23 protein-coding genes are annotated in these 20,901 nt (G+C 48.4%); 16 read left to right on the forward strand and 7 right to left on the reverse strand.

What is annotated here, in order from left to right; genetic code table 11:
* Positions 1–30: 30 nt before the first annotated feature.
* Together M3650_RS29685 and M3650_RS29690 are read left to right on the forward strand one after the other, a co-directional pair.
* Positions 31–1,713, forward strand: coding sequence for an AMP-binding protein (locus M3650_RS29685; protein ID WP_251579860.1), 1,683 nt, complete (start codon positions 31–33; stop codon positions 1,711–1,713).
* Positions 1,714–1,772: 59 nt separating this feature from the next.
* Entirely contained in the window at positions 1,773–2,201 is a 429-nt protein-coding gene (locus M3650_RS29690; RefSeq protein WP_019421538.1) for a PaaI family thioesterase, read from the forward strand.
* Positions 2,202–2,465: 264 nt separating this feature from the next.
* On the opposite strand, the gene M3650_RS29695 is transcribed toward M3650_RS29690, so the two are convergent.
* From M3650_RS29695 to M3650_RS29715, 5 genes are all read right to left on the reverse strand, one after another.
* Positions 2,466–3,494, reverse strand: a complete 1,029-nt coding sequence (locus M3650_RS29695; protein WP_251579862.1) for a phosphotransferase — start codon at positions 3,492–3,494, stop codon at positions 2,466–2,468.
* Between the two features lie 601 nt (positions 3,495–4,095).
* A complete protein-coding gene (locus tag M3650_RS29700; protein ID WP_251579864.1) occupies positions 4,096–5,334 on the reverse strand; it encodes an FAD-dependent oxidoreductase in 1,239 nt (412 codons plus the stop codon).
* A gap of 60 nt (positions 5,335–5,394) precedes the next feature.
* Positions 5,395–5,931 carry a YeeE/YedE thiosulfate transporter family protein gene (locus M3650_RS29705; protein WP_019421534.1) on the reverse strand — a complete coding sequence of 179 codons (537 nt, stop codon included), beginning with the start codon at positions 5,929–5,931 and terminating at the stop codon, positions 5,395–5,397.
* A 15-nt stretch (positions 5,932–5,946) separates the two neighbouring features.
* Positions 5,947–6,174 (reverse strand): sulfurtransferase TusA family protein, encoded by a 228-nt coding sequence (locus M3650_RS29710; protein ID WP_251579866.1) that lies wholly within the window; start codon positions 6,172–6,174, stop codon positions 5,947–5,949.
* A gap of 61 nt (positions 6,175–6,235) precedes the next feature.
* Positions 6,236–6,934 (reverse strand): YeeE/YedE thiosulfate transporter family protein, encoded by a 699-nt coding sequence (locus tag M3650_RS29715; RefSeq protein ID WP_251579868.1) that lies wholly within the window; start codon positions 6,932–6,934, stop codon positions 6,236–6,238.
* Between the two features lie 216 nt (positions 6,935–7,150).
* On the opposite strand from M3650_RS29715, the gene M3650_RS29720 reads away from it, so the two are divergent.
* Positions 7,151–8,053 (forward strand): LysR family transcriptional regulator, encoded by a 903-nt coding sequence (locus M3650_RS29720; protein ID WP_251579870.1) that lies wholly within the window; start codon positions 7,151–7,153, stop codon positions 8,051–8,053.
* Between the two features lie 10 nt (positions 8,054–8,063).
* On the opposite strand, the gene M3650_RS29725 is transcribed toward M3650_RS29720, so the two are convergent.
* A complete protein-coding gene (locus M3650_RS29725) occupies positions 8,064–8,291 on the reverse strand; it encodes a sulfurtransferase TusA family protein (RefSeq protein ID WP_251579871.1) in 228 nt (75 codons plus the stop codon).
* A 490-nt stretch (positions 8,292–8,781) separates the two neighbouring features.
* Between M3650_RS29725 and M3650_RS29730 the strand changes: the two genes are divergently transcribed.
* The 10 genes from M3650_RS29730 (at position 8,782) to M3650_RS29770 (ending at position 17,003) form a co-directional block, all read left to right on the forward strand.
* Positions 8,782–9,075 (forward strand): TFIIB-type zinc ribbon-containing protein, encoded by a 294-nt coding sequence (locus tag M3650_RS29730; protein WP_019421528.1) that lies wholly within the window; start codon positions 8,782–8,784, stop codon positions 9,073–9,075.
* Between the two features lie 488 nt (positions 9,076–9,563).
* Positions 9,564–10,499 (forward strand): bile acid:sodium symporter family protein, encoded by a 936-nt coding sequence (locus M3650_RS29735; RefSeq protein ID WP_251579874.1) that lies wholly within the window; start codon positions 9,564–9,566, stop codon positions 10,497–10,499.
* A gap of 50 nt (positions 10,500–10,549) precedes the next feature.
* The gene (locus tag M3650_RS29740; RefSeq protein WP_019421523.1) at positions 10,550–10,810 is read left to right on the forward strand and encodes a YqkE family protein; all 261 of its coding nucleotides are present in this window, start codon (positions 10,550–10,552) and stop codon (positions 10,808–10,810) included.
* A 214-nt stretch (positions 10,811–11,024) separates the two neighbouring features.
* Positions 11,025–11,240 carry a hypothetical protein gene (locus tag M3650_RS29745; RefSeq protein WP_251579875.1) on the forward strand — a complete coding sequence of 72 codons (216 nt, stop codon included), beginning with the start codon at positions 11,025–11,027 and terminating at the stop codon, positions 11,238–11,240.
* A 23-nt stretch (positions 11,241–11,263) separates the two neighbouring features.
* Entirely contained in the window at positions 11,264–11,488 is a 225-nt protein-coding gene (locus M3650_RS32800) for a CPBP family intramembrane glutamic endopeptidase (protein WP_369011165.1), read from the forward strand.
* Between the two features lie 289 nt (positions 11,489–11,777).
* On the forward strand, positions 11,778–12,176 hold the full coding sequence (gene tnpA / locus M3650_RS29750; protein WP_251579876.1) for an IS200/IS605 family transposase: 399 nt from the start codon (positions 11,778–11,780) through the stop codon (positions 12,174–12,176).
* A gap of 4 nt (positions 12,177–12,180) precedes the next feature.
* Positions 12,181–13,236 (forward strand): RNA-guided endonuclease InsQ/TnpB family protein, encoded by a 1,056-nt coding sequence (locus tag M3650_RS29755; RefSeq protein WP_251579877.1) that lies wholly within the window; start codon positions 12,181–12,183, stop codon positions 13,234–13,236.
* Positions 13,237–13,355: 119 nt separating this feature from the next.
* Entirely contained in the window at positions 13,356–14,168 is an 813-nt protein-coding gene (locus tag M3650_RS29760) for a MerR family transcriptional regulator (RefSeq protein ID WP_251579878.1), read from the forward strand.
* 862 nt (positions 14,169–15,030) lie between these two features.
* Positions 15,031–16,293, forward strand: a complete 1,263-nt coding sequence (ltrA, locus tag M3650_RS29765; protein ID WP_251579885.1) for a group II intron reverse transcriptase/maturase — start codon at positions 15,031–15,033, stop codon at positions 16,291–16,293.
* A 203-nt stretch (positions 16,294–16,496) separates the two neighbouring features.
* Positions 16,497–17,003 (forward strand): GNAT family N-acetyltransferase, encoded by a 507-nt coding sequence (locus M3650_RS29770; RefSeq protein WP_251579887.1) that lies wholly within the window; start codon positions 16,497–16,499, stop codon positions 17,001–17,003.
* Positions 17,004–17,025: 22 nt separating this feature from the next.
* Here the strand turns inward: M3650_RS29770 and M3650_RS29775 are convergent, their stop codons facing one another.
* Entirely contained in the window at positions 17,026–17,550 is a 525-nt protein-coding gene (locus M3650_RS29775; protein WP_019421519.1) for a helix-turn-helix domain-containing protein, read from the reverse strand.
* A 233-nt stretch (positions 17,551–17,783) separates the two neighbouring features.
* Here M3650_RS29775 and M3650_RS29780 point away from each other — a divergent pair, with 233 nt between their 5' ends.
* The 3 genes from M3650_RS29780 (at position 17,784) to M3650_RS29790 (ending at position 20,469) form a co-directional block, all read left to right on the forward strand.
* Positions 17,784–17,999, forward strand: coding sequence for a hypothetical protein (locus M3650_RS29780; protein ID WP_019421518.1), 216 nt, complete (start codon positions 17,784–17,786; stop codon positions 17,997–17,999).
* A 98-nt stretch (positions 18,000–18,097) separates the two neighbouring features.
* Complete coding sequence (locus M3650_RS29785; protein WP_251579879.1) at positions 18,098–18,760, forward strand: GTP pyrophosphokinase; 663 nt, start codon at positions 18,098–18,100, stop codon at positions 18,758–18,760.
* Between the two features lie 98 nt (positions 18,761–18,858).
* Positions 18,859–20,469: an S-layer homology domain-containing protein gene (locus M3650_RS29790; protein WP_251579880.1), complete on the forward strand. Its 1,611-nt coding sequence runs from the start codon at positions 18,859–18,861 to the stop codon at positions 20,467–20,469.
* The last annotated feature ends 432 nt before the right edge of the window (positions 20,470–20,901 follow it).

The following is a 20,901-nucleotide window of genomic DNA, read 5'->3' on the forward strand; positions in this document are numbered from 1 at the left end:
GCCAATTCCGCGAGAAAGGGATGAGTTGGTATGCCATTGGAGAAACCATGGCTCCGTCATTACCCGCAGGAAATCTACCCGACGTATGACTACCCGCGGCATAATGTCGCCCAATTTCTTATCGACGCGGCGCGGGATTGTCCGCAGCGTCCCGCGCTCGAATTCATGGGGAAGCAGTTGCGGTACGAGCGGCTGCACGAGGAGAGCTGCCGTTTCGCCAATGCGCTTACGCGCCTTGGGATCGCGAGGAAGGAACGGGTGGCGATTATGCTGCCCAACTGTCCTCAGACGGTCATTGCCTATTACGGCACGCTGATGGCCGGCTGTGTCGCCGTGCTCACGAATCCGCTGTATAAGGAGCGTGAACTCGAGCTGCAGCTGGCCGATTCCGGCGCAGTGGCCATCGTGACGCTTGATGTTTTATTTCCGCGCGTGCGTGCCGTTCAGGCTCGCACGCAGCTGCGCCACACCATCGTGACTTCCATTAAGGATTACCTGCCGTTTCCTAAAAATGTGCTCTATCCGATCAAGGCCAAGCGGAGCGGAAAAACAGCTGAGGTGAGTTACGGCCAGGATGTCCATGCTTTCACCGCGTTGCTGAAGAGCGTTCCGCCTCGCTTCTCCTGCGTCGATGTCGACGCGGAGAACGACCTGGCGCTGCTGCAGTATACTGGCGGCACGACGAGTACCTCGAAAGGGGTTATGCTGACCCATGGCAATCTTGTCGCCAATACGATGCAAGCCAGCACATGGTTCTATAAGGTGAAGCGGGGTGAAGAAATATTTTTGGGAGCGCTTCCCTTTTTCCATGTGTTCGGCATGACGATACTGATGAACCTATGCATGCTATGCAGGGGAATGAATGTGCTGGTGCCGAAGTTCGAACCAGGCGAGGTGCTGCGCCTGATTCACAAGCAGCGTCCGACCGTGTTCCCTGGAGCGCCGACCATGTACATTGCTCTCATCAATCATCCTGACATTCATGAATATGATCTGTCCTCGATCCGCATGTGCCTCAGCGGCGCGGCTTCGTTGCCGCTTGAGGTGCAGGAAAGGTTTGAATCGTTGACGGGCTGCGTGCTTATAGAAGGATATGGATTGACGGAGGCTTCGCCTATTACGCATGCGAACCTGTTATGGGGCACGCGTAAGAACGGCTCGATTGGAATTCCTTTCCCGAATACGGATGCGAAGGTGGTCGATGCATACTCCGGAGAGGAACTGCCGCCGGGTGAAGTCGGCGAGCTTGTCGTCCGCGGGCCCCAAGTGATGAAGGGGTATTGGAATAGGCCGCAGGAAACGATGAAGGCGCTTAAAGACGGATGGCTCTATACTGGTGACATGGCGCGGGTGGACGAGGATGGATTTTTCACCATCATGGACCGGAAAAAAGATTTGATTATCGCAGGCGGCTTCAACATTTATCCGCGCGAAGTGGAGGAAGTGCTGTTCGAGCATCCGCAGGTGCAGGAAGCCGTTGTGGTAGGCGTGCCCGATCCATATCGCGGCGAGACAGTGAAGGCATATATCATTTCGCGTCCGGGGGACTCGCCGCCGTCCGAGGAAGAGCTCAATCTCTGGTGCCGGGAACGTCTCGCTTCCTTTAAAGTGCCGCGCCAATACGAATTCCGCGACGAACTGCCGAAGACGATCGCAGGCAAGGTGCTGCGCAGAAAGCTTCTCGAAGAGGAAGAAATGCTGCTGAAGCGATAAGAGTTACGGGTCACATGCAAAGAATACGAACACAGGAATGGAGCGGAGGTGAGACCTGTATGAAGAATCAAACGGCGGCACCTTTAGCGTTAGAAAGCTCACAGTTTAAAAAGCTGTTCGAACAGGCGCGGGGCACCTTCTGGGAATATCTCGGCTGCGAGGTGGTGTCGGCTGCGCCCGGTAGGGTTGTCCTGAAGCTTGACGCCGGGCTTCACCATTTGAACGCGATCGGCATCGTGCACGGCGGCGTGCAGTCATCTCTCTTGGACAACGCGATGGGACTTGTCACGATGCTGGCTCGTCCCGGCGAGAATACGGTGACATCGAACTTGAACGTTCATTTTGTCGCACCGTTGCATGCAGGCGATCTTCGCGTCACAGCGGACATTGCGCACGAGACGCGCCGAACGATCACCTGCACTGGACAGGTGATAGGCGCGGATGGACAGCTCGGATCGCTTGCGACAGCGACGTTCCGCGTCATTTGACGCGGGCGAACCATTAACACGCAGGGACGCCCGTCGAACAGTACGGAACGCACGCTAGCCGAGCGAACATGCGCCGATAGTTGGTAGAGCCTGCTGCCTTATCTGCACGTGCTCGGTTCTGTCACACAAAATACTCTTGCTCAACAGAGCGTTAACAGCCCCTGAACGGAAGGTTCCGTCAGGGGCGTTGCTCTGCCCAAAATAAAATTTTCAGACGAACTCGGCACAGCAGACCTCAACTAACACCCAAGCCGCCACAAGCGGTCAGTGCGGAACGAAAGCGATGTCACTTGGCTGACGCCGGGCCCATTCGTCCATCCACTGGATGGCGCTGAGACGTGCATCCCATGTTCGCTCCAACAGACGAAAAACGCGCGAACCTCTGCCGGATGCAATTCCCCGGGCTGCAATCCATGCTTCGACCGGCAAACGGAACAAAGAGCTGACTAACACACGTTCCGCAGGTATCAATGGTTTTAATTGTTCGTACCCCCGCAGCAGAGCATCGATCTGTATCTGATTATAATTAGTAGTGTTCAACAAGGTTTTTACGATTTCATAGTAGGTCGAATCGATTCGTAACTGATCCCAGTCAATCAGAAATAGTCCGTTCGAATGAATAATGACATTAGGGGACGTGACATCCCCGTGAATCAATGCGGGATGGTTAATCTCCTCTTCCATAATATGTTTCGGTTCTGGCGCGTCGATGGCACCCCATGCTTCGTTCGCGAGCTTGATGCAATGGCCGCCATGTTCATTAAACCATTTCCCTGCGCCTTTTCTCTTACGAATGGTTGGCAAGCGGCGGCGAAAGAGTATATCCTGCATTTTGAATAGCTTGGTTTGGTTACGGGTACATCGAGACATGGGAGGAAGAGAGCCCTTGCAAATGTTATGAAGAGTTGCCAGGGCGCTGCCCAAGTTTTCGTAGTCTTGCTCGCTTTGCAGCTGGCCGCCCTCAACCCATTCCATCATATAGTAGGGTCTTCCGCTCTGGGTAACCCAGTACCCGCCGGACTTTGTGACCAGCCAATTAGGCAAATGGGGATATCCGTGTTCCTTTAATTTTTGGATGTACGAAGAGAGCCGGACGATTTGCTGCTTGGTAGTTAGTTTGTTTCCGATCTTTCTTCGGTAAAAGGGTTTGATTAAAAAATCGCCCTTATCCGTAGACACCCGGAAAGCCGCGCTTGGTTTGTACAGGGAAGCGTAAGATTTAACATTGTGCAGTTGGAGCCCGTAGTACCTGACGATAGTTTTGAATCGTGCTTTATGGAATCGGTTTGCCACACCGTGATCCTCCGTTTCATTTCAGTAATGGGGCCTGTTGACAGTTTATTCGGCGGCTCGTGTGCGGTAACGGATAACAATTTTTTTTTGAAGGCCATGTTTGAATGTGGCGTTAAAACGAGGCGGAGAAGGATAACTATATTCCTTCTCCCGCTACGAACATGAAGAGTAATAAGGGTTTACCTTATTGCAAGTGATGCGATCAGCAAGATGATGCCGATAACAATGCCGATAGGTCCCCAAAATTGCATGGAACGAAAAACAAGCTGTGTTGTGTCCCCATTTGATATTGCTGGCCCGTCTCCGGATCGATGGATTCCATGCCAAATAAGGACAATATCCAGCTAATCACCATGAAACATACAGCTACAATAATAATATTGAGGATGCCAAACCCTTTCCAAATAACCACTAATCCCAACTCCAATATGTATGAAATAATTATTAAATATTATTTCTTAATACAAATGATGTCCATCCAAATTATTACAAAATAAAATTAATTTATTTGTGTCCTCAACCTTTAATTTAATGGACAAGAAAATACCGCCCTCTTTGCAGAGAGAGCGGTCGATCGATTGTGCCAATTGACATGGCATCCTTATGACTTCACCAAATCCTTGGCGATTGCTTCGAAGTCGGCGTTTCCGCCTTCAAGTTGATAGATCTGAATTACTTTGCCGTCCCGCATAGCCAGAATGGCAGGAGCTCCCCTATGCCCGAGCCTTTCCGCGAGAGTGGCACCTTTATAAATATCGATGGCGATGACCTTGAGCTGATTGTTCCATTGTGCTTTGACTTTATCCAGCTCGGGCAACAAATCGCGGCATGCCGCATCCCGCGGGTCCCAGCAAAATACGAGCGCGGGCAGCTCTTTCTGCAGGATCTCGGTTTCAAAATAATCGCTCTCTTCAATGTGCCGCTCGGCAGCCACCCCTGCGATAGCTCCGTCACCAACAGCGGTTGCGACTTGTCTTAACCATTTATTCCGCACGTCGCCTACGGCAAAAATACCGGAAACGTTCGTTTCCATCTGTTCATTGGTGTGGATGTAACCTTGCGGAGTCAAATCGATCAACTCTTTGAATAGCTCCGTATTAGGAACATAGCCGATGAACAAGAAGCAGCCATCGACGTCAACAGGAATGGATTCATTCGTTTTGACATTTCGCAGAATGACCTTTTCAAGTGAATCCTTTCCCGCGAACTGATCCACTACCGTATTCCAAATAAAATTCATTTTAGGATTTTGCAGCGCTTTCTCCTGGGCAATCTTGTTGGCATCCATGACGCCTTCATCGTGGATGACGGACACCGTTACTGTGCGAGCGAACTTTGTCAGGAACAGACCTTCCTCAATCGCAGCATCGCCACTGCCGACAATGAGCACATGCTGGTCGGTGTACCGCGCAGCATCGCATGTGGCGCAGAACGAAATGCCCTTATCGTACAGAAAATCCTGCTCTCCTGTCGCACCGGTTAAGCGAGGCTTGCCGCCTGTAGCAATAATGACGGCTTTTGCCTTGTAGTCGGTCCGATAGGTTTGAACGATTTTCACAGTTCCTTCATCTACAATGCCTTTTACATCGGTCAGCTTGATTTTGACGCCGAATCTTTTCGCTTGCTTTTCGAATTGCTTCATGAGATCGATGCCGGTGCTGCCGTCTGGGAAGCCGGGATAGTTCTCAATTTCATTCGTATAGGTAGCAAGACCGCCCATCAACGTCTTTTCGATGAGCAATGTTTTAAGTCGTGCGCGGCCGCAGTAGATGGCAGCAGTCATGCCGCCCGCACCGCCGCCAATAATGACGACATCATACTCTTCTATCCGTTTTTCCATGTGTAACCCGCCTTTACATGGACAAAAGCAGGAATCCCTGCTTTTATCCGCATTCTATGATCACATCAAAAACTTCACGAGAATTTTGCTGCCGATCCAGGCGCCGATGAAAATGAACACGGCATATAACCAGCCATGCAGCGAAAGGGAGGCAATCCCGCTGAAAAAGGCGCCAATGTTGCAGCCGAATGCGATGCGGGCGCCATAGCCCATAATCAATCCGCCCCCAAGTGCAGAGGCGACCTGTTTCCAAGACTTGATTTTTTTAATTTTAAATTGGGAAGCCGCCAATGCCGCAAACAGCGCTCCGACAATGATGCCGATATTCATGACAGACCCGCTGTGAGTCAGGAAGTTTTTGGCCTGATTCGCCGCATTGTTTGGAATCTGAAAGTAGTCCCAGCCGGACGGGTCGATTCCGACCGCATCCATAATCCAAGTCCCCCAATAGACAAACGTAGTTGTCACACCCCAAGGCTTGCCTTGTACAATAAACAAGCATACATTGAGCAATCCGAGCAAAATACCGCCAACCCAATACGGCCAAGCATTTTTAAAAATGACTTTGTATACCGGGTGGTTTTGAATTTTATCCAAGGGAGAGCCCTCCTCTTACTTGTTCAGTTCAATGATAACTTCCCATTCGCCATCATCTACTTCTTCCAACTCAACAGGGTAGCCTTCTTTACGAGCCCATTCGGGAACGTTCTTCATCGCACAGCTGTGATCAATCTCTACGATAAGGACATCGCCTTTGTTTAATTCTTTTAATTTCTTTTGTGTTTTTAACAAAGGAACCGGACAAGCTTCTCCCATACAATCCAATCTTACTTCTGCCATGATAAATGACCTCCGTTTGTGTAGTTATATAATGAAATAATGATGTTAACCGCGAAAACCTTTACGAACCTAACTTGCGCTTGCTGAACGAGTCAGCCACCCAATATAACAGACCAAGCACCAGAAGCTGTAAAAATACGGCGCCTCCCCAGCCTAAATAATCGGGCAACCAGATCGTTGGTGATTTTTGAAAAAAGTTGCTGTCCCAGAACGTATAGTCTTTAATGCCCCATACAGATCCGGCTACAAAGCCAATAATGGTAATCCATTGCATCGTAAAACCTTCGCCCATACGCATCAGCGTCCCCGAAGCACATCCGCCAGCGATAACCATCCCAATGCCGAATAGCGTTGCGCCAATCATAATATGAATACCGGCAGGGTGAATATTGCCGGGAATGTTGGCTGGGTCAGCGAGAGATGCGCTATATTGAATAGCTGCAAAACCAGCCGTAGCGATGGCAAACGCGATAATGACCGCTTTTGAAATCGAGGTGCTTCCGGTCAAGACCGGATCACGCAGCGATGCAGTAAAGCAGAATCGGGTCTTTTGCAACACGAAGCCAAACGCAATGCCAAATATCCAGGAGATCGACAGGTTGTCACTTTTTCTGGCGAAGAGGATGCCAGCGATCACAATCATGACAAGCGCGATAGCAGCGTACGGAATTTGTGATTTTTTGCGTTTCTTTTGCGGTCTTGCACCTGTTCTAGCGGATGATGTTGCATCTGTTGCTGTGGAAGCAGCGATCTTTGCCACAAGATTCTCTCCTTCACTGATGTGATTGTTTTCACATATCTAAACAAACCGGTTTGTTTTATAATTAGAGTATAAGCGCGAACTTCGGGAAGCGGTCATAACAAACGCTTATTAGCTATAAGAAGTCTTTATAGCAAGCGCTCGTGGCATGATGCATTCATCCACTAAGGAGCACATCATGATTCAGAGCATTCATCATTTGCAGGTGGTGATCAGATGAATACGGAAGCCTTGCACGCATATTATGAGACACTTCAAATGAAGAGCATTTCCAAAGCTGCGCAAAAATTGCATATGTCCCAACCGGCCCTCAGCATGCAGCTGCAGACGCTAGAGCGAGAATTAGGGTATACGCTGCTCCATCGAACGAATCGAGGCGTAACGGCAACGGAAGAGGGGCAGATCGTGTTTGAATATGCCCACAACGTATTGGAACTGCTCGATGATATGGATAATAAGCTAAAGAAGCATGCCGAGTTGAAGTATAGCCAGATTTTGCTGGGGACATGCCCCACATTGGCAGAATATTTAATACCGTGCAGCTTGTACAGCTTCAAAGAAAAGTACCCGCATACGTGCATCGAGCAGAAAACGGTTGCTTCCCGTGAAGTTATTGAAAGCTTGAAAAATCATACGATCCAAATTGGACTCATCAACGGCACTAGTAAAAATCCAGAGATCGTATGCCACGAGCTATTTACGAGTGACATTCATCTGGTGATGTCCGCCAAGCGAAGCTACGTCGATAAGGAATGGATCCAACCGGAAGAGCTATATAGGCTGCCTTTTGTGTTGCCGACGAAGAGCAGTCGCACGCGTTCGCTATTGCAACAAGAGCTGTATCCATTCGGGATTGATGTGAACCAACTGCAGACCAAATTAGAATTTGATTACTTGGAATCTATCAAATCATTAGTCGTCTCAGGGAAGGGCATGGCCTTTTTACCTTACATGGCGATTAAAAAAGAACTGTATACAGACATGCTCAAAGTCATTCGCATCGAAGGAATGGACTTGAAGTGGCGCTGCTCCCTCATTCACTTGGCCAAAAAGCAGCTGCATCAGACAGAGAAAGAATTCATCCGGTTTCTTACTTCTAAGGAAAGAGGATTTTGTTAGAGACACGGAATCATTCCTTTTTTCTAATGGTCACCTCCCATATGCCGGTCATCACTTCCACGGATTGAATCGTATGCGTTTTCTTGGAAAAAGAGGAGCGGATATTGCTTTCCACACAGCTATGATCGGTAATGAGGATGAGGGTGTCCGCTGGAGTCATGTTTTTTAAAGCGATTTGGCTTTTAGCTACAGGAATAGGACACATCTCTCCCAACATGTCCAATCGGATGATAGCCATAGTTCTCACCGCCTTCTGCGTTCTATATGACCTAATGTAGCATGGATCTACCGCCGATGAAGTGACGTCCAACACTTGTTGCGATTAAGCTGTGTGCCTTAGGGGTAACGTATTGATACTCTGGTAAAAAATCTGCTTACGGCGGGATGCAGGAGAGGCGGCGCAAAGATGTCGAATGTTGCATATATCATCATCTCATCACCTATCTTAAGAGAAAACGGAAGTAGTATACATATCTGTGATTGACATTCAGATTAAGCAACTCTATAATGTGATTAATTGAATAGCGCTTCTGTGTAGAAGGGGAGTAGCTACTACAGTAAAGTCGTCAATTCGGGTGTATGCCCCGGCTTTATTGGCAACGTATTTCGTTGTAAGCAAGACCTTTGCCAGCAATAGGTGAAGGATATGATGTGAACTATAATAGACCTTTGCCAATTGCTTGGCAGAGGTCTTTTTTCAGTCTTTACGATAAATGGAGGGATGTTCGATGAATTGTCCGATTTGCAACGATGTCCGCATGCGTGAAGTTGAAAAAGAGGGCGTAGTGATTGATGTATGTCCAGATTGCAAGGGAGTATGGCTGGATAGAGGCGAGCTGGAGAAGCTTATGTCTGACGTAAGGGAAGAACGTAAAGTGTTCAATGAGTGGTATGATGACCGTGACCGACGTCCGCACAAGTCAGATTATCCTCATCATAACCCGAATGCCGGATACCCGCCGCACTATAAAGAGAAAAGAAAGAAAAGCGTCCTGGATCGCCTTGGAGACATATTCGACTGATAAGGTTCCTCTTGCATTACTCCTGTTGTTAAGGAAATGGGCAGTTAGCCTATCTCCTTGGCATCAGGATTTTTTTGTTTTGACCGAGCCGTTGAGTTCACCACATATTCCGATGCTCGCTTAGAAACAGCCAAATCCACTGGACAAACTATAGTCTAGATGTCGTTCAGCCGCCAAACCGCATATGTTGCTGTATATTTCCTAGTGGAGCTGCTGCGACCTGACCTTTTGGAACCACAGGGTGGGCCCCTGCCTTTTAGTTACTTCGTCTCTACAGATGCTGCCTATCATCAATGTATGTATATGTTTGGGAAGGGAACAGGGTAACGACCCACTATGTTCATCATTGGGTTATGAATCTATCGATCATCTATATGGAATCTAGTGGACAGTTGTGGAGCAGAGCCTTTATCGGGAAGGACGTCAATTCCTTCTGGAAATTATTTTTTTCATCTCTTATAATAAAGTTTAAAACTAAAATTCAGGAGATGGAACGATTGGAGAAAGTCAGTCAGTTTGTGGGGAAAACGTTTGCGATTTGGGTTATATTATTTGCATGTCTTGCTTTCTATTTTCCGGATTCATTCAAATGGTTGGGTACGTACATAACCCCGTTACTGGGCATTATTATGTTCGGTATGGGCTTAACCGTCTCTCCTGCCGATTTCAAAGAGGTATTTCGCAGACCAAAGGATGTTGCCATCGGCGTCATCGGACAGTTCATCATTATGCCGCTGCTCGCATTTGCTCTGGCGAAAGGCCTGCAGCTGCCGCCTGAGATCGCAGTAGGGGTTATCTTGGTTGGCTGCTGCCCGGGGGGGACCTCGTCCAATGTCATGACATATCTTGCGAAGGGTGACGTGCCGCTCTCTGTAACGGTCACTTCCATTACGACATTATTAGCTCCCATTGTTACCCCTGGTCTCATTCTTCTGTTTGCCAGTCAATGGGTGCCGATTAATGCGACGTCATTGCTATGGTCCATTTTGCAAATCGTCATTATTCCGATTATTTTGGGCTTCATATTCAAAACATTTCTGCGCAAGCCGGCGGAAATGGGGGTCAAAGCGCTCCCATTGATATCCACCATTGCCATTGTCGCGATTGTAGCAGCGGTTGTAGCGGGCAGCCAGCAAAAGATCGCAGAGACGGGATTAATCATCTTTGCCGTCGTTATTCTGCACAACGGACTAGGCCTACTGCTCGGATATTTATTCGGAAAGATGCTTGGACTCGATATGGCGAGCCGCAAAGCGGTCTCCATTGAAGTAGGCATGCAGAATTCCGGTTTGGGCGCAGCTATTGCCAGCGCTCATTTTTCGCCGCTATCTGCCGTTCCGAGCGCTATTTTTAGTGTATGGCATAACATATCGGGGCCGATTGTCGCCACCATTTATAGCCGTATGAAAGACAAACCGAAATGAACTGCATAGCTCAATATATGCTATAATGAGGGGAAATCGAGGTGAGTTCAATGGCGAAAAAAAAGAGACAAGCCGCTGCACCTGCACCGGCTTCAACAGACAAACCAGCCACGTTGAAGGATTTGCTCAGCTCCGACATCCTGGATAAGCTGAAGGCACAGGCGACTGAGCTGAAGGCGGAAGAAGCAAAGCGCAAGGAAGACGAGCGGAAGCAGGCGGAGGAAGTCCGCCATGCCGAACAGAAACGGCTTGATAGCAATTTCGAATACTTGCTGAACAACAGTAAAATGGACTGGAAGAAATATAAATGAACAAAGCGTGCAGCCGATATCGGGTCTGCACGCTTTTGTATTTTGGCCGCAGATCTTCCCCTCTCTACCATCAGGCACCCTCAGAAAACTTCTCATCTGACCTGTTCGCTCCGTCCCTTTGTTCACAATTTGCCCATTGATAGTGACGTTACGTCGTCTTATACAATTGCAAATGTTCATCCCGATTTTTATATGGATAGGAGGAATAATATCGATGACGCGAATGCGGCGAAATGAAAGGGGAATTTTGTTGAGCGACAATTCTACGATTCATCATGACTCAGTTAAACATGACAAGGTGCTCTGGAATGTAATCGATTTGCTGCTTATTTTAATTATATGGAGAATAATGCTGACGGATACAATAATGGGGGCTGTTGGGGATCAGTTCGAACAACTAGGACTTAGTCCTGCATTGCCCCGATCGTAGAAGAGATTATAAATCGTGGGGTTATTTACAGGTATCTTCGCTCTCGTTTCGGCGTAGTTGTTGGAGTTGTGATTAGCGGGCTCATTTTTGGGATTGGCCATGCGCCAGAGCTTATGCTCAATGCCACTGTAACTGGTTGCCTTTTTGCTATATTTTACGAAAAAAGGGGCACTTTGTGGATGCCTATTATTCTACATGGGTTGATGAACGCTCTATTGATCATTATTTTTTTCTTCTCGGCGCCTTAAAAGGGATACTTTGCTATAATATACCACGTATGGCTGTCCTCCAAGCAATATAAGGCCCTGTACCATAAAGAGATTAGCCGGGAAGCCGATGGAGATTATGCGAAACGGACAAGGGAACTTGGGCTGGGGAAAATAAAAACTAGGGATTGAAAGTGACGTCACGTCATCTTAAATTAAGGGATTACAGAAATTAGCTAAGAAAGCCCTTGCCTTTAGGCTTGGGATGAATTGTCCTACAGTTTTCCATGTTTTTGTTGCAGTCTTGTATTTAAACTAATACAATCGGTGTATGGGACAAGAATATAGAAGAACGACAGCAACCGTTTCGCTCATCAATTATCATTTTGTGTTTTGTCCGCGATACCGTCGAAAAGTATTAGTCAAACATGTAGAAGCACGATTTAAAGAGCTTGTGCAAGAGCTTTGTGTAGCCAACGATTGGCTCATTGTTACACTGGAAGTGATGCCTGATCATGTACATCTATTCTTAAATGTGCTACCGACCGATTCTCCAGCCGACGTTATGGCGAAGTTGAAAGGAGCGACGTCGCGAGACTTGCGCAAAGAATTTCCGCACTTGACGCACCTGCCAAGTCTCTGGACACGTTCCTATTTTGTCAGCACGGCAGGTAACGTATCAAGTGAAACGATCAAACGTTATGTCGAAGAGCAAAAGAAAAGGGGGTGAAACCATGCAAACCGTAACGGTTCAAATTCGTCTATTCCCCCGTGATCCCGCCATTATGAAAGAGATGGGAAATGAATATATCCATACGGTCAATCACTTAACCGAACAAGCAGAAGCATCGGGCGCATTTCCAAAGGTGACATCCAAGGATGTCGAGGCCAATCTTCCTTCCGCAGTAAGGAACCAAGCCATTAGAGATGCGCGAAGCATCCATAACAAGACGAAAAAGCAAGGGAAACGCCCGATTCTAAAGCGTAGAGCCTACTACGTGAACAATCAAAACTATTCGTTTGGCGACAGTAACGTTTCATTTCCTGTCATGATGAACGGAAAGGTACAGCGGCTCACGGTTTCTGTTCGCATAACCGAACGGGAGCAACGTCTCCTATTCAGCAATAAACTCGGGCTATTGCGAGTCGTCGAAAAGTCAGGTAAGTGGTACGTGCACATAGCTGTTGAAATACCAACAGAACAACTAACGAGCGGCGCAACGATGGGGATTGACTTGGGATTAAAAGTCCCCGCCGTCGTTGTCACCTCAACAGGTAAAACGCAGTTTGTCGGCAACGGCAGGCAGAACAGGTACATGCGTCGCAAGTTTCAAGCGCACCGAAGAAAGATGGGTAAGCTTAAAAAGCTGTCGGCGATTCGCAAGCAACAGAACAAGGAACATCGCTACATGAAAGATCAAAACCACAAGATCAGCCGGAAGATCGTGAACATGGCGATAGAAGAACAAGTATCGGTCATCAAGATCGAGAAACTAACGAATATTCGCCAAACGACAAGAACAAGTCGTAAAAACGCTAAAAATCTGCATAACTGGTCGTTCTATCAACTGCAAATGTTTATTGCGTATAAAGCGGCATTGGCGGGAATCAAAGTCCTCGAAGTGAATCCTGCGTACACTTCGCAAACATGCCCGGCGTGTAGTAAACGCAATAAAGCCGATGACCGAACGTATCAGTGTTTATGCGGGTTTCACACGCATCGCGACAGAGTTGGTGCGATTAACATCATGCGTCAACCTGGGGCAGATGGTAATAGTCTGTCAGCCTAAGATGCTAGATGCACTGTCTTAGGACGGGCTGATGGCACAGCCCTAAACTTAGCAGTTTTCCAAACCAGAAATGGACTGCGGAAGCACCAACTAGCTAAGAATCCCACGGCTTTAGCCGTGTGGAGTGTCAAATTATTCACCAAAGAAGGTGTTGCGCTACGATTCCGATTCAAGACGTTACCAAACAGACTGGCATAACGGTCCGCACGCTGCGCTATTACGATCAGATCGGGTTGCTGAACCCTTCAGCCAAGACGCCTGGCGGACATCGAATTTATTCTCATGATGATTTGATGAGGCTGAAGCATATTCAATTTTTGAAGCAGATGGGCTTCAGGCTGCAGGAGATAGATGATATGCTCACCATTCAGGACCGGGATTGGTCCGCCAGTCTGAACAACCAGCTGGCTTATGTATTGGAAGAACAAGAGAAGCTCAAGCAGATGGAGAATTATTTGCGCGAACTGCTGCACAGCATGGCCTTCGAAGGAGAAGCGAAGGGAGCCGCGGTTCGGAAGCTGATTCAGTTGTCAGGCCGCAGTCAGGAGACGCGGAAGAAATACCGCAAGTTGCTGTTCGAGGAGCACGAGCAGAAGCTCGTGTCGCGCCTGCCGAAAGTGAACGGAGATGATCCCGACTCGCTGGAATGGATCGGGCTGATTGCACAGCTCCGCAAGAATAGGGATGCCGGACCGGATGCTCCTCAGGTACAGCGGATTGTCAGACGTATATTGGAAAAAACCGACGAATCATTTTCAGGGGAAGATGAATTCCTCGATAAACTGTGGAAAATCCGGAAATGCCCGGAGCAATCCGCTCAGATCGGGATGTATCCACTGGAGCCTGAACTGCTGGAGCTATTCGAGCAGGCTTATGAAGTCTATCTCACCCGCCAACAAACACAGCATCCAGAGCAGGAGGCGGATTCATAAGCATCGAGCAGCTCCGCTCTGTCGGGGCGCTGTCCCATTTAGATATGGCCCCGCTGTGCTAGATGCGCCGCCATTATACGCTGCTTTTCAGCGAAGAACGGCAGATTGAGCGTCTGCGGTCGCACAGAAGCTGTCTTTCCTGGCGACTCCCATGTAATCATGGTGCTGCTGCCGCTTGCGCTGCCTTGGAGTGAATGATAGTATCGCCGGAATCATTCTCGCAGCGAATGGCATGGACAATTTGTCACATGGACATGAAAGCGATGAGCTAATCCCTTTGCTCATCGTTTTTGTTTGGTGTCGCCCAGCATGGGCGTTATCTACAGGGTGCAAGTCCCGAGTGACGAAGGCAGTAGTAGTCATTAGCTTAAGACAAGGGTGTCTACCGCGAGGTGGAATCTGAAGGAAGTCGGCGGCAAACCTTCGGTTCGAGGAACACGAACCTCATATAAGGCTAACGTTCGTTGGATGAGGCTGCCAACCAAGTCAAAGTCCATACTGCCGAAGGCGAACGAGAGTAAATGAGGCGAATAGATGGAGGGAAAGATAGCGTTCTTACCTGGGGAGGTCTGTACGAAAAGCGGGGCAAACTCCGTAACCCTACTTGTGAAGGTAGGCTGAGCGTACAGAAGTCATCAGAAGCCATAGTACGCAGGCTGTTGCAACAGCCTGCGGAAGGGCCGAACATGAAATAGGTATAGGTATTTGTACATCAAGGCGTTCAGGATGGGCGATGAAAGCAGAAAAAAACCGAAAGGACCTGACTGAAGGAGGAAGCGGTGAATCCCGTGTGGGACTTCGGCAGGGCAGAGCTCACCACTGGCACAAGAGGAAGGTACAAATCACGCAAGGAGTTGTAGAAATGCTGGAGCAGTTGCTATCACGGGAAAATCTTCTAGAAGCATTAAAGCGTGTGGAAGCAAATAAAGGAAGCCACGGCATAGATGGCATGTCCGTAAAATCCTTACGAGACCACATCAAACAAAACTGGCAGACCATACGACAAGCAATAGAAAAAGGAACCTATGAGCCACGCCCCGTCCGTCGGGTCGAAATCCCGAAACCGAATGGCGGAGGCGCAAGAATGTTAGGCATACCTACCGTGACAGATCGAATGCTGCAGCAGGCAGTCGCCCAGGTGCTAACACCATTGTTTGATCCGCAGTTTTCCGAACATAGCTATGGCTTTCGCCCGAAAAGGCGAGGCCATGACGCAGTGAGGAAAGCTAGAGAGTTCATGAAAGAAGGATATCGATTCGTAGTCGACTTGGACTTGGAGAAATTCTTTGACCGCGTTAATCATGACCGCTTAATGATGAAGATTTCAGAGAAAGTGAAGGACAAGAAAGTTCTCTTGCTTATTCGTAAATACCTTCAATCGGGCGTGATGGAAAACGGGTTAGTTAAACCGACACTTGAAGGAGCGCCGCAGGGTGGTCCTTTGAGTCCGCTATTATCTAACATCGTACTGGACGAATTGGACAAAGAATTAGAGAAACGTGGACATCGATTCGTCCGCTATGCGGACGATTGTAACATCTACGTGAAAACCAAAAGAGCAGGCGAACGAGTCAAGGCATCCGTTACTAAGTTCATCGAGACGAGACTGAAACTAAAGGTAAACCAAGCCAAAAGCGCGGTAGACCGCCCATGGAAACGGAAGTTTCTTGGCTTTAGCTTTAGTTTGAACAAAGAGCCTAAGGTGAGAATTGCAAAGCAATCCTTACAGAAAGCAGGGTCTAAGATTCGAGCGATTACCTCTCGAAGAAAATCGATGAAGATGGAAGAGCGAATTAAGGAACTAAACCAATACCTTACTGGTTGGTGCGGTTACTTCTCACTCGCGGACACGCCAAGTATCTTTCGGGAGATGGATAAATGGATACGAAGAAGGTTACGGATGTGCCTTTGGAAACAATGGAAGAAACCAAAAACCAAAGTCAAAAGGCTTATATCCCTAGGCGTACCCAAGGATAAAGCCTTTGAGTGGGGGAATACCCGCAAAGGGTATTGGCGAACTGCGGGAAGTCCGATCCTAAGCCGAGCATTGGATAATCAATACTGGGAATCTAATGGATTAAAGAGCTTAGTGGACAGATACAACTCATTACGGAATATTTCATGAACCGCCGTATACCGAACGGTACGTACGGGTGGTGTGAGAGGTCGGGGGCTAGCCGCCCCCTCCTACTCGATTAAGCATGCATTCTCCAATAGGGAAGGCACATAAAATTATTTCCTTTTGGACATAGATTGGTATACAATTTTAAAATCGGCGGCGATTCACCGCTGTGCCAATCTTGTTGCCTGAAGGACGTGACGCTCGAAATGATAGACAACATTACGATTCGAAATGCTGTAATCAGCGATTTGCCGGCCATTGTCGATATATACAATTCTACCGTGCCAAGCCGTATCGTAACCGCAGATACCAGCCCGGTTACCGTGGAGAGCAGAGAACCATGGTTCCACGAGCATTCGCCTGATTCCAGACCGCTGTGGTGCGTGGAGCAACAAGGGAACCTTTGCGGATGGTTCAGCTTTCAATCTTTTTACGGAAGGCCCGCATATAACGCGACAGCAGAAGTGAGCATCTACATTCATGAACAATATAGAGGGAAAGGACTCGGCAAATACATGCTCCAGAAAGGCATTGAGGCCTGTCCCTCACTGCAGATCAAAACCTTGCTCGGATTTATATTTGGACATAATGAAGCGAGTCTGTATATGTTTGAGCGCTTCGGATTTGACAGGTGGGCTCATTTACCGAATATCGCTGAGATAGACGGGATAGAGCGTGATTTGATTATCGTCGGAAAAAGAGTCTGCCCGTGACCCGAAATGGTTCCGTTCAGCTTCACAGCTGCTTATCGTCCGGCTTGCCCTCTTCTGGCTTCGTATGCTTCGAATCCGGAAAGAGCACATCCAGCATGGTGAGCGTACGTTGGCAATCCGCTTCATTCAACAGATGCCCGCGGTAATATACGGGAACATCTCCTTGCAGAACGTCGGCAAGCTCGTAGCATGGCCGCGTCTCTTTGACCGTTCGCTGCTGCGGGTTTCTCCGGGCGTGCGAGCTATAATTCATATCAGAGTCGTTGTCTGCAACGAGAGTGTCTTCCAGCATCTCCGTCAACGAACGGTTATCGTTCCTGTCCATATCCATATATCCGGCGCTGAGCATCAGCTGCTCGTACGAAATGTCGTACACCTGCGCCAGCTTCTTCAACGTGTCGGGTGTAGGCTTCCGTTCCTTTCCCGTTCGCGGATCATATCCTTTTTCAAGACTGCTTAAATAAGTGTGGCTAACCCCCGACTCGCGCTCAATTTCCCTAAGCGACCGCTTGCCGCGCAATTCCCGCAGCAGTGCTCCGATACTCATAACATACCTCCTTGAAAAAAAGTAAAATAACACATGTAAAAATGCAATTCTTGGCTTGCAAACATCATACCACTACGCTATAGTAGTTGCAAAGAACGCTATTCTTGGTTTGCGGGATACACCTCAGAAGTTCCTTTCACAGCACCATATAATCCACATGCTATTCCAGAATACCACACTTTGAGGTACAAAACAGTACAATTACGTAAATTACGTAAAGGAGGGAAGGGGAAATGGATATACATCACCTGATACGGTACAGCCAACTGAAGACCGGTCTGTTGGAAGTCGCTTGTCAGCTCGATGACGACGAAGAATACACGAGGGCGATGGCGGTGCACGACTTGACGGAACTATTGGAGCAAGTCATTCTGTTGGAAGCATCGTGCTCGTTTGCAAGTGTTGATTTCCGCGCACACGCACGGACTGTACCGATGTCAGACACATAAAGGCGAGGCGCGTTGTCCTGTTATTTGATATTGCGATTCGATCCGGTTAATCTAGAATTAACGAAAATATTTACATTGGAACATGACGGAGGGGCAACATGATAGACCATACCAATCAATTGATTAACATGATCAACCGGGTCGAGGTGCTCGAGACGCTGCAGAAAAATTGGGGCGGCTTCTTCCGCCAATACCAAATGGCGTTAAACGAGCTGAGAAGCGATTTTCAGATCATCGATTTGGATTGGAGAACAAGACACGGCTATTCACCAATAGAGCATATCAAGGGGCGGATCAAAGAGCCGCTATCCATGTTGAAAAAGATGGAAAGAAAAAACATTCCCTTCACTCAGGAAGCGGTGCAGGAGCAGATACAAGACATAGCAGGCCTGCGCATCGTGACGACGTTTCTCGATGACGTTTACATGATGAAGGAGCATATCGAGCGGCGGGATGATATCCGGGTGCTGCAAGTGAAGGACTACATCGAACACCCGAAGCCAAGCGGCTATAAGAGCTTGCATATGGTCGTACAGACGAAGGTGATTCTGTCGAGCGGCAACTTGTGGGTCCCTGCTGAAATACAACTACGAACCTCATCCATGGATTTCTGGGCCGCGACGGAACATAAACTGAATTATAAATATGAAGGGGGAGACGTGCCGGAGGATGCAAGAAAGCAGTTGGTCGACTTGGCCAAATCCTCTTTCCAGATGGATCAGCAAATGTCTCTGCTTCGCCGTCAACTGTTAACAATATAGAGGTAAAAAACAACTTCCAATATTTTATAGTAAACGGGCTTCCTTTTATTTGCTAGGATGATTATATCTATCATTTCTAGTAAAGTGAGGCCAATTCATTGAATTATTTTCGCAAAATACTAATTCTGCTTGCATCAATGGCGCTTTTCTTCACTGCCAGTCTGGTGTGGGGAGAGTCGGGCCGTACACCGTTGCCGTTCGACGATATTGGCAACAGCTATGGACAGAAACAGATTGTAGATTTGTATGAAAGACATATCGTAAACGGAACGGGCCAACGTACCTTCGAGCCGGATAAGCCCGTATCGCGCGCGGAGTTTACAGCCATGGTGAACCGTGTGCTGAACGTCAAGCCGGTGGCGAGCGACATTCCCGCATTCGACGATGTTCCTCGGAGTGCATGGTATTACGGAGCTGTACAGGCGGCGCTTCTGCTGCAGGTCATAGATGGAACGGGAGCACGCACGTTTGAGCCGCAGCAGCCTATTACCCGTCAAGAAGCGGCAGCTGTCCTCGTGCGCGCGTTCAAGCAGGCCCGTTCCAAATCCCCGGTGGAACCGGCCTTCAAGGATGCGAGTCGCATCGCTGCGTGGGCCGTTCCTTATGTCGGCTCGATGCAGCAGCTCGGCCTAATGAACGGAGATGCCGGGATATTCCGGCCGAACGATCCGTTGACGCGTCAGGAGACTGCAGTCGTCTTGGCAAGAGCGCTGGAGCGTCCGGGCTGGTCGGCAGCGTTGAAGGCGAATCCGCCACAAAGCATCCAGATGGGCTGGCAATACGAGTTGACAACACAGCAATACATCGCTCGTGTCGAGAAGTCCACAGTCAACACGCTATCCCCAAGATGGTATTATCTCGACAAGACACAGACGGTAGCGGATCATACAGATCGGGAGCTTATCGATTGGGCGAAGAAGAATGGAAAGAAAATATGGGCTATGGTAGGCAATGGCTTCAATGCCGATCTGACCCATTCCGTTCTTACCGATTCGAACAAAAGGGATGCCGTTATCGGACAATTGACGACTTATGTCCGCCAATATGGGCTTGACGGATTGAACCTTGATTTCGAGAACGTCTATCCGCAGGATCGGGAGGCGTTCACAGCGTTTGTGTCGAAGCTGGCCGCAGAGCTGCATCTTCTGCAAGCGGTATTGTCTGTCGATGTGTCCCCGGATTTGGGAACAGATTGGACGGCTGCGTTTGATTATGCTGCTTTAGGAACCAATGCCGATTACATCGTGCTTATGGGGTATGACGAGCATTGGGACGGAGCTCCGGCGGCTGGCTCGGTTTCTTCGCTGCCTTGGGTGCAGCGTGGTATCGATAAGCTCATTACTATGATTCCGTCTGAAAAACTAATCGTGGGCTTGCCGCTGTATACGCGTGATTGGTCTTTGAAGCAGAGCGGCACAACAGCGCAGGATCTTACTCTAGCCGAGCAAGGAAACATACTTCGTGCGCACAAACCCAAGATGGCATGGGATGCTAACATAGGCCAGTATACAGCAGATTATATGCAACAGGGCGTGCCTCATCGCATCTGGACAGAGGATAGCCGTTCACTTTCCGTGAAATCCGAGCTTGTGGAACAGAGGAATATAGCCGGATTCGCTTATTGGTCCGTCGGATCGGAAACCATTGATATATGGGACGCTTTACGCAATCATATGAAGTTTTCATCTTATTCTTTTTCAGCAAAATAAGGAAAAAATGAAAGCAGGTAGGGATACCTCCTTTGTCGTGCCTGACAGGTTCAGGTCCGCTCAAGGGAGGTATTTTTTACGCAAGTTGAGTAACAAAGCAGATTTCGGATCTGCAAAAGTGTAAAACTTGTTCAAAAACAGGCCCATACAGTGGAAAATAGGAATCGAGCGGCGAAGAGGGGATGATTTACACGCTGCACGATTGCACAGGGATTGGATATATGCTGCAGAAGCTAGAAGCTAAACGCTGCAGTCGAAAGAGGCGTAGAAATAGGGGCGAGGACAACAAAGCCCCTTGCCTGAAGCGAGGCCACTGAAAAACACGGCTTTTGTACGTAACCGAATGTGAACACATCAAAAAATACGATTTTCATTCAGATTTCACGAATGAAAATCGTATTTTTTTGCTTACTGTCCCACTGGAGGCGAGCA

The organism is Paenibacillus sp. MER TA 81-3, from assembly GCF_023713585.1.
GTDB classification, from domain to species: domain Bacteria; phylum Bacillota; class Bacilli; order Paenibacillales; family Paenibacillaceae; genus Paenibacillus_B; species Paenibacillus_B profundus.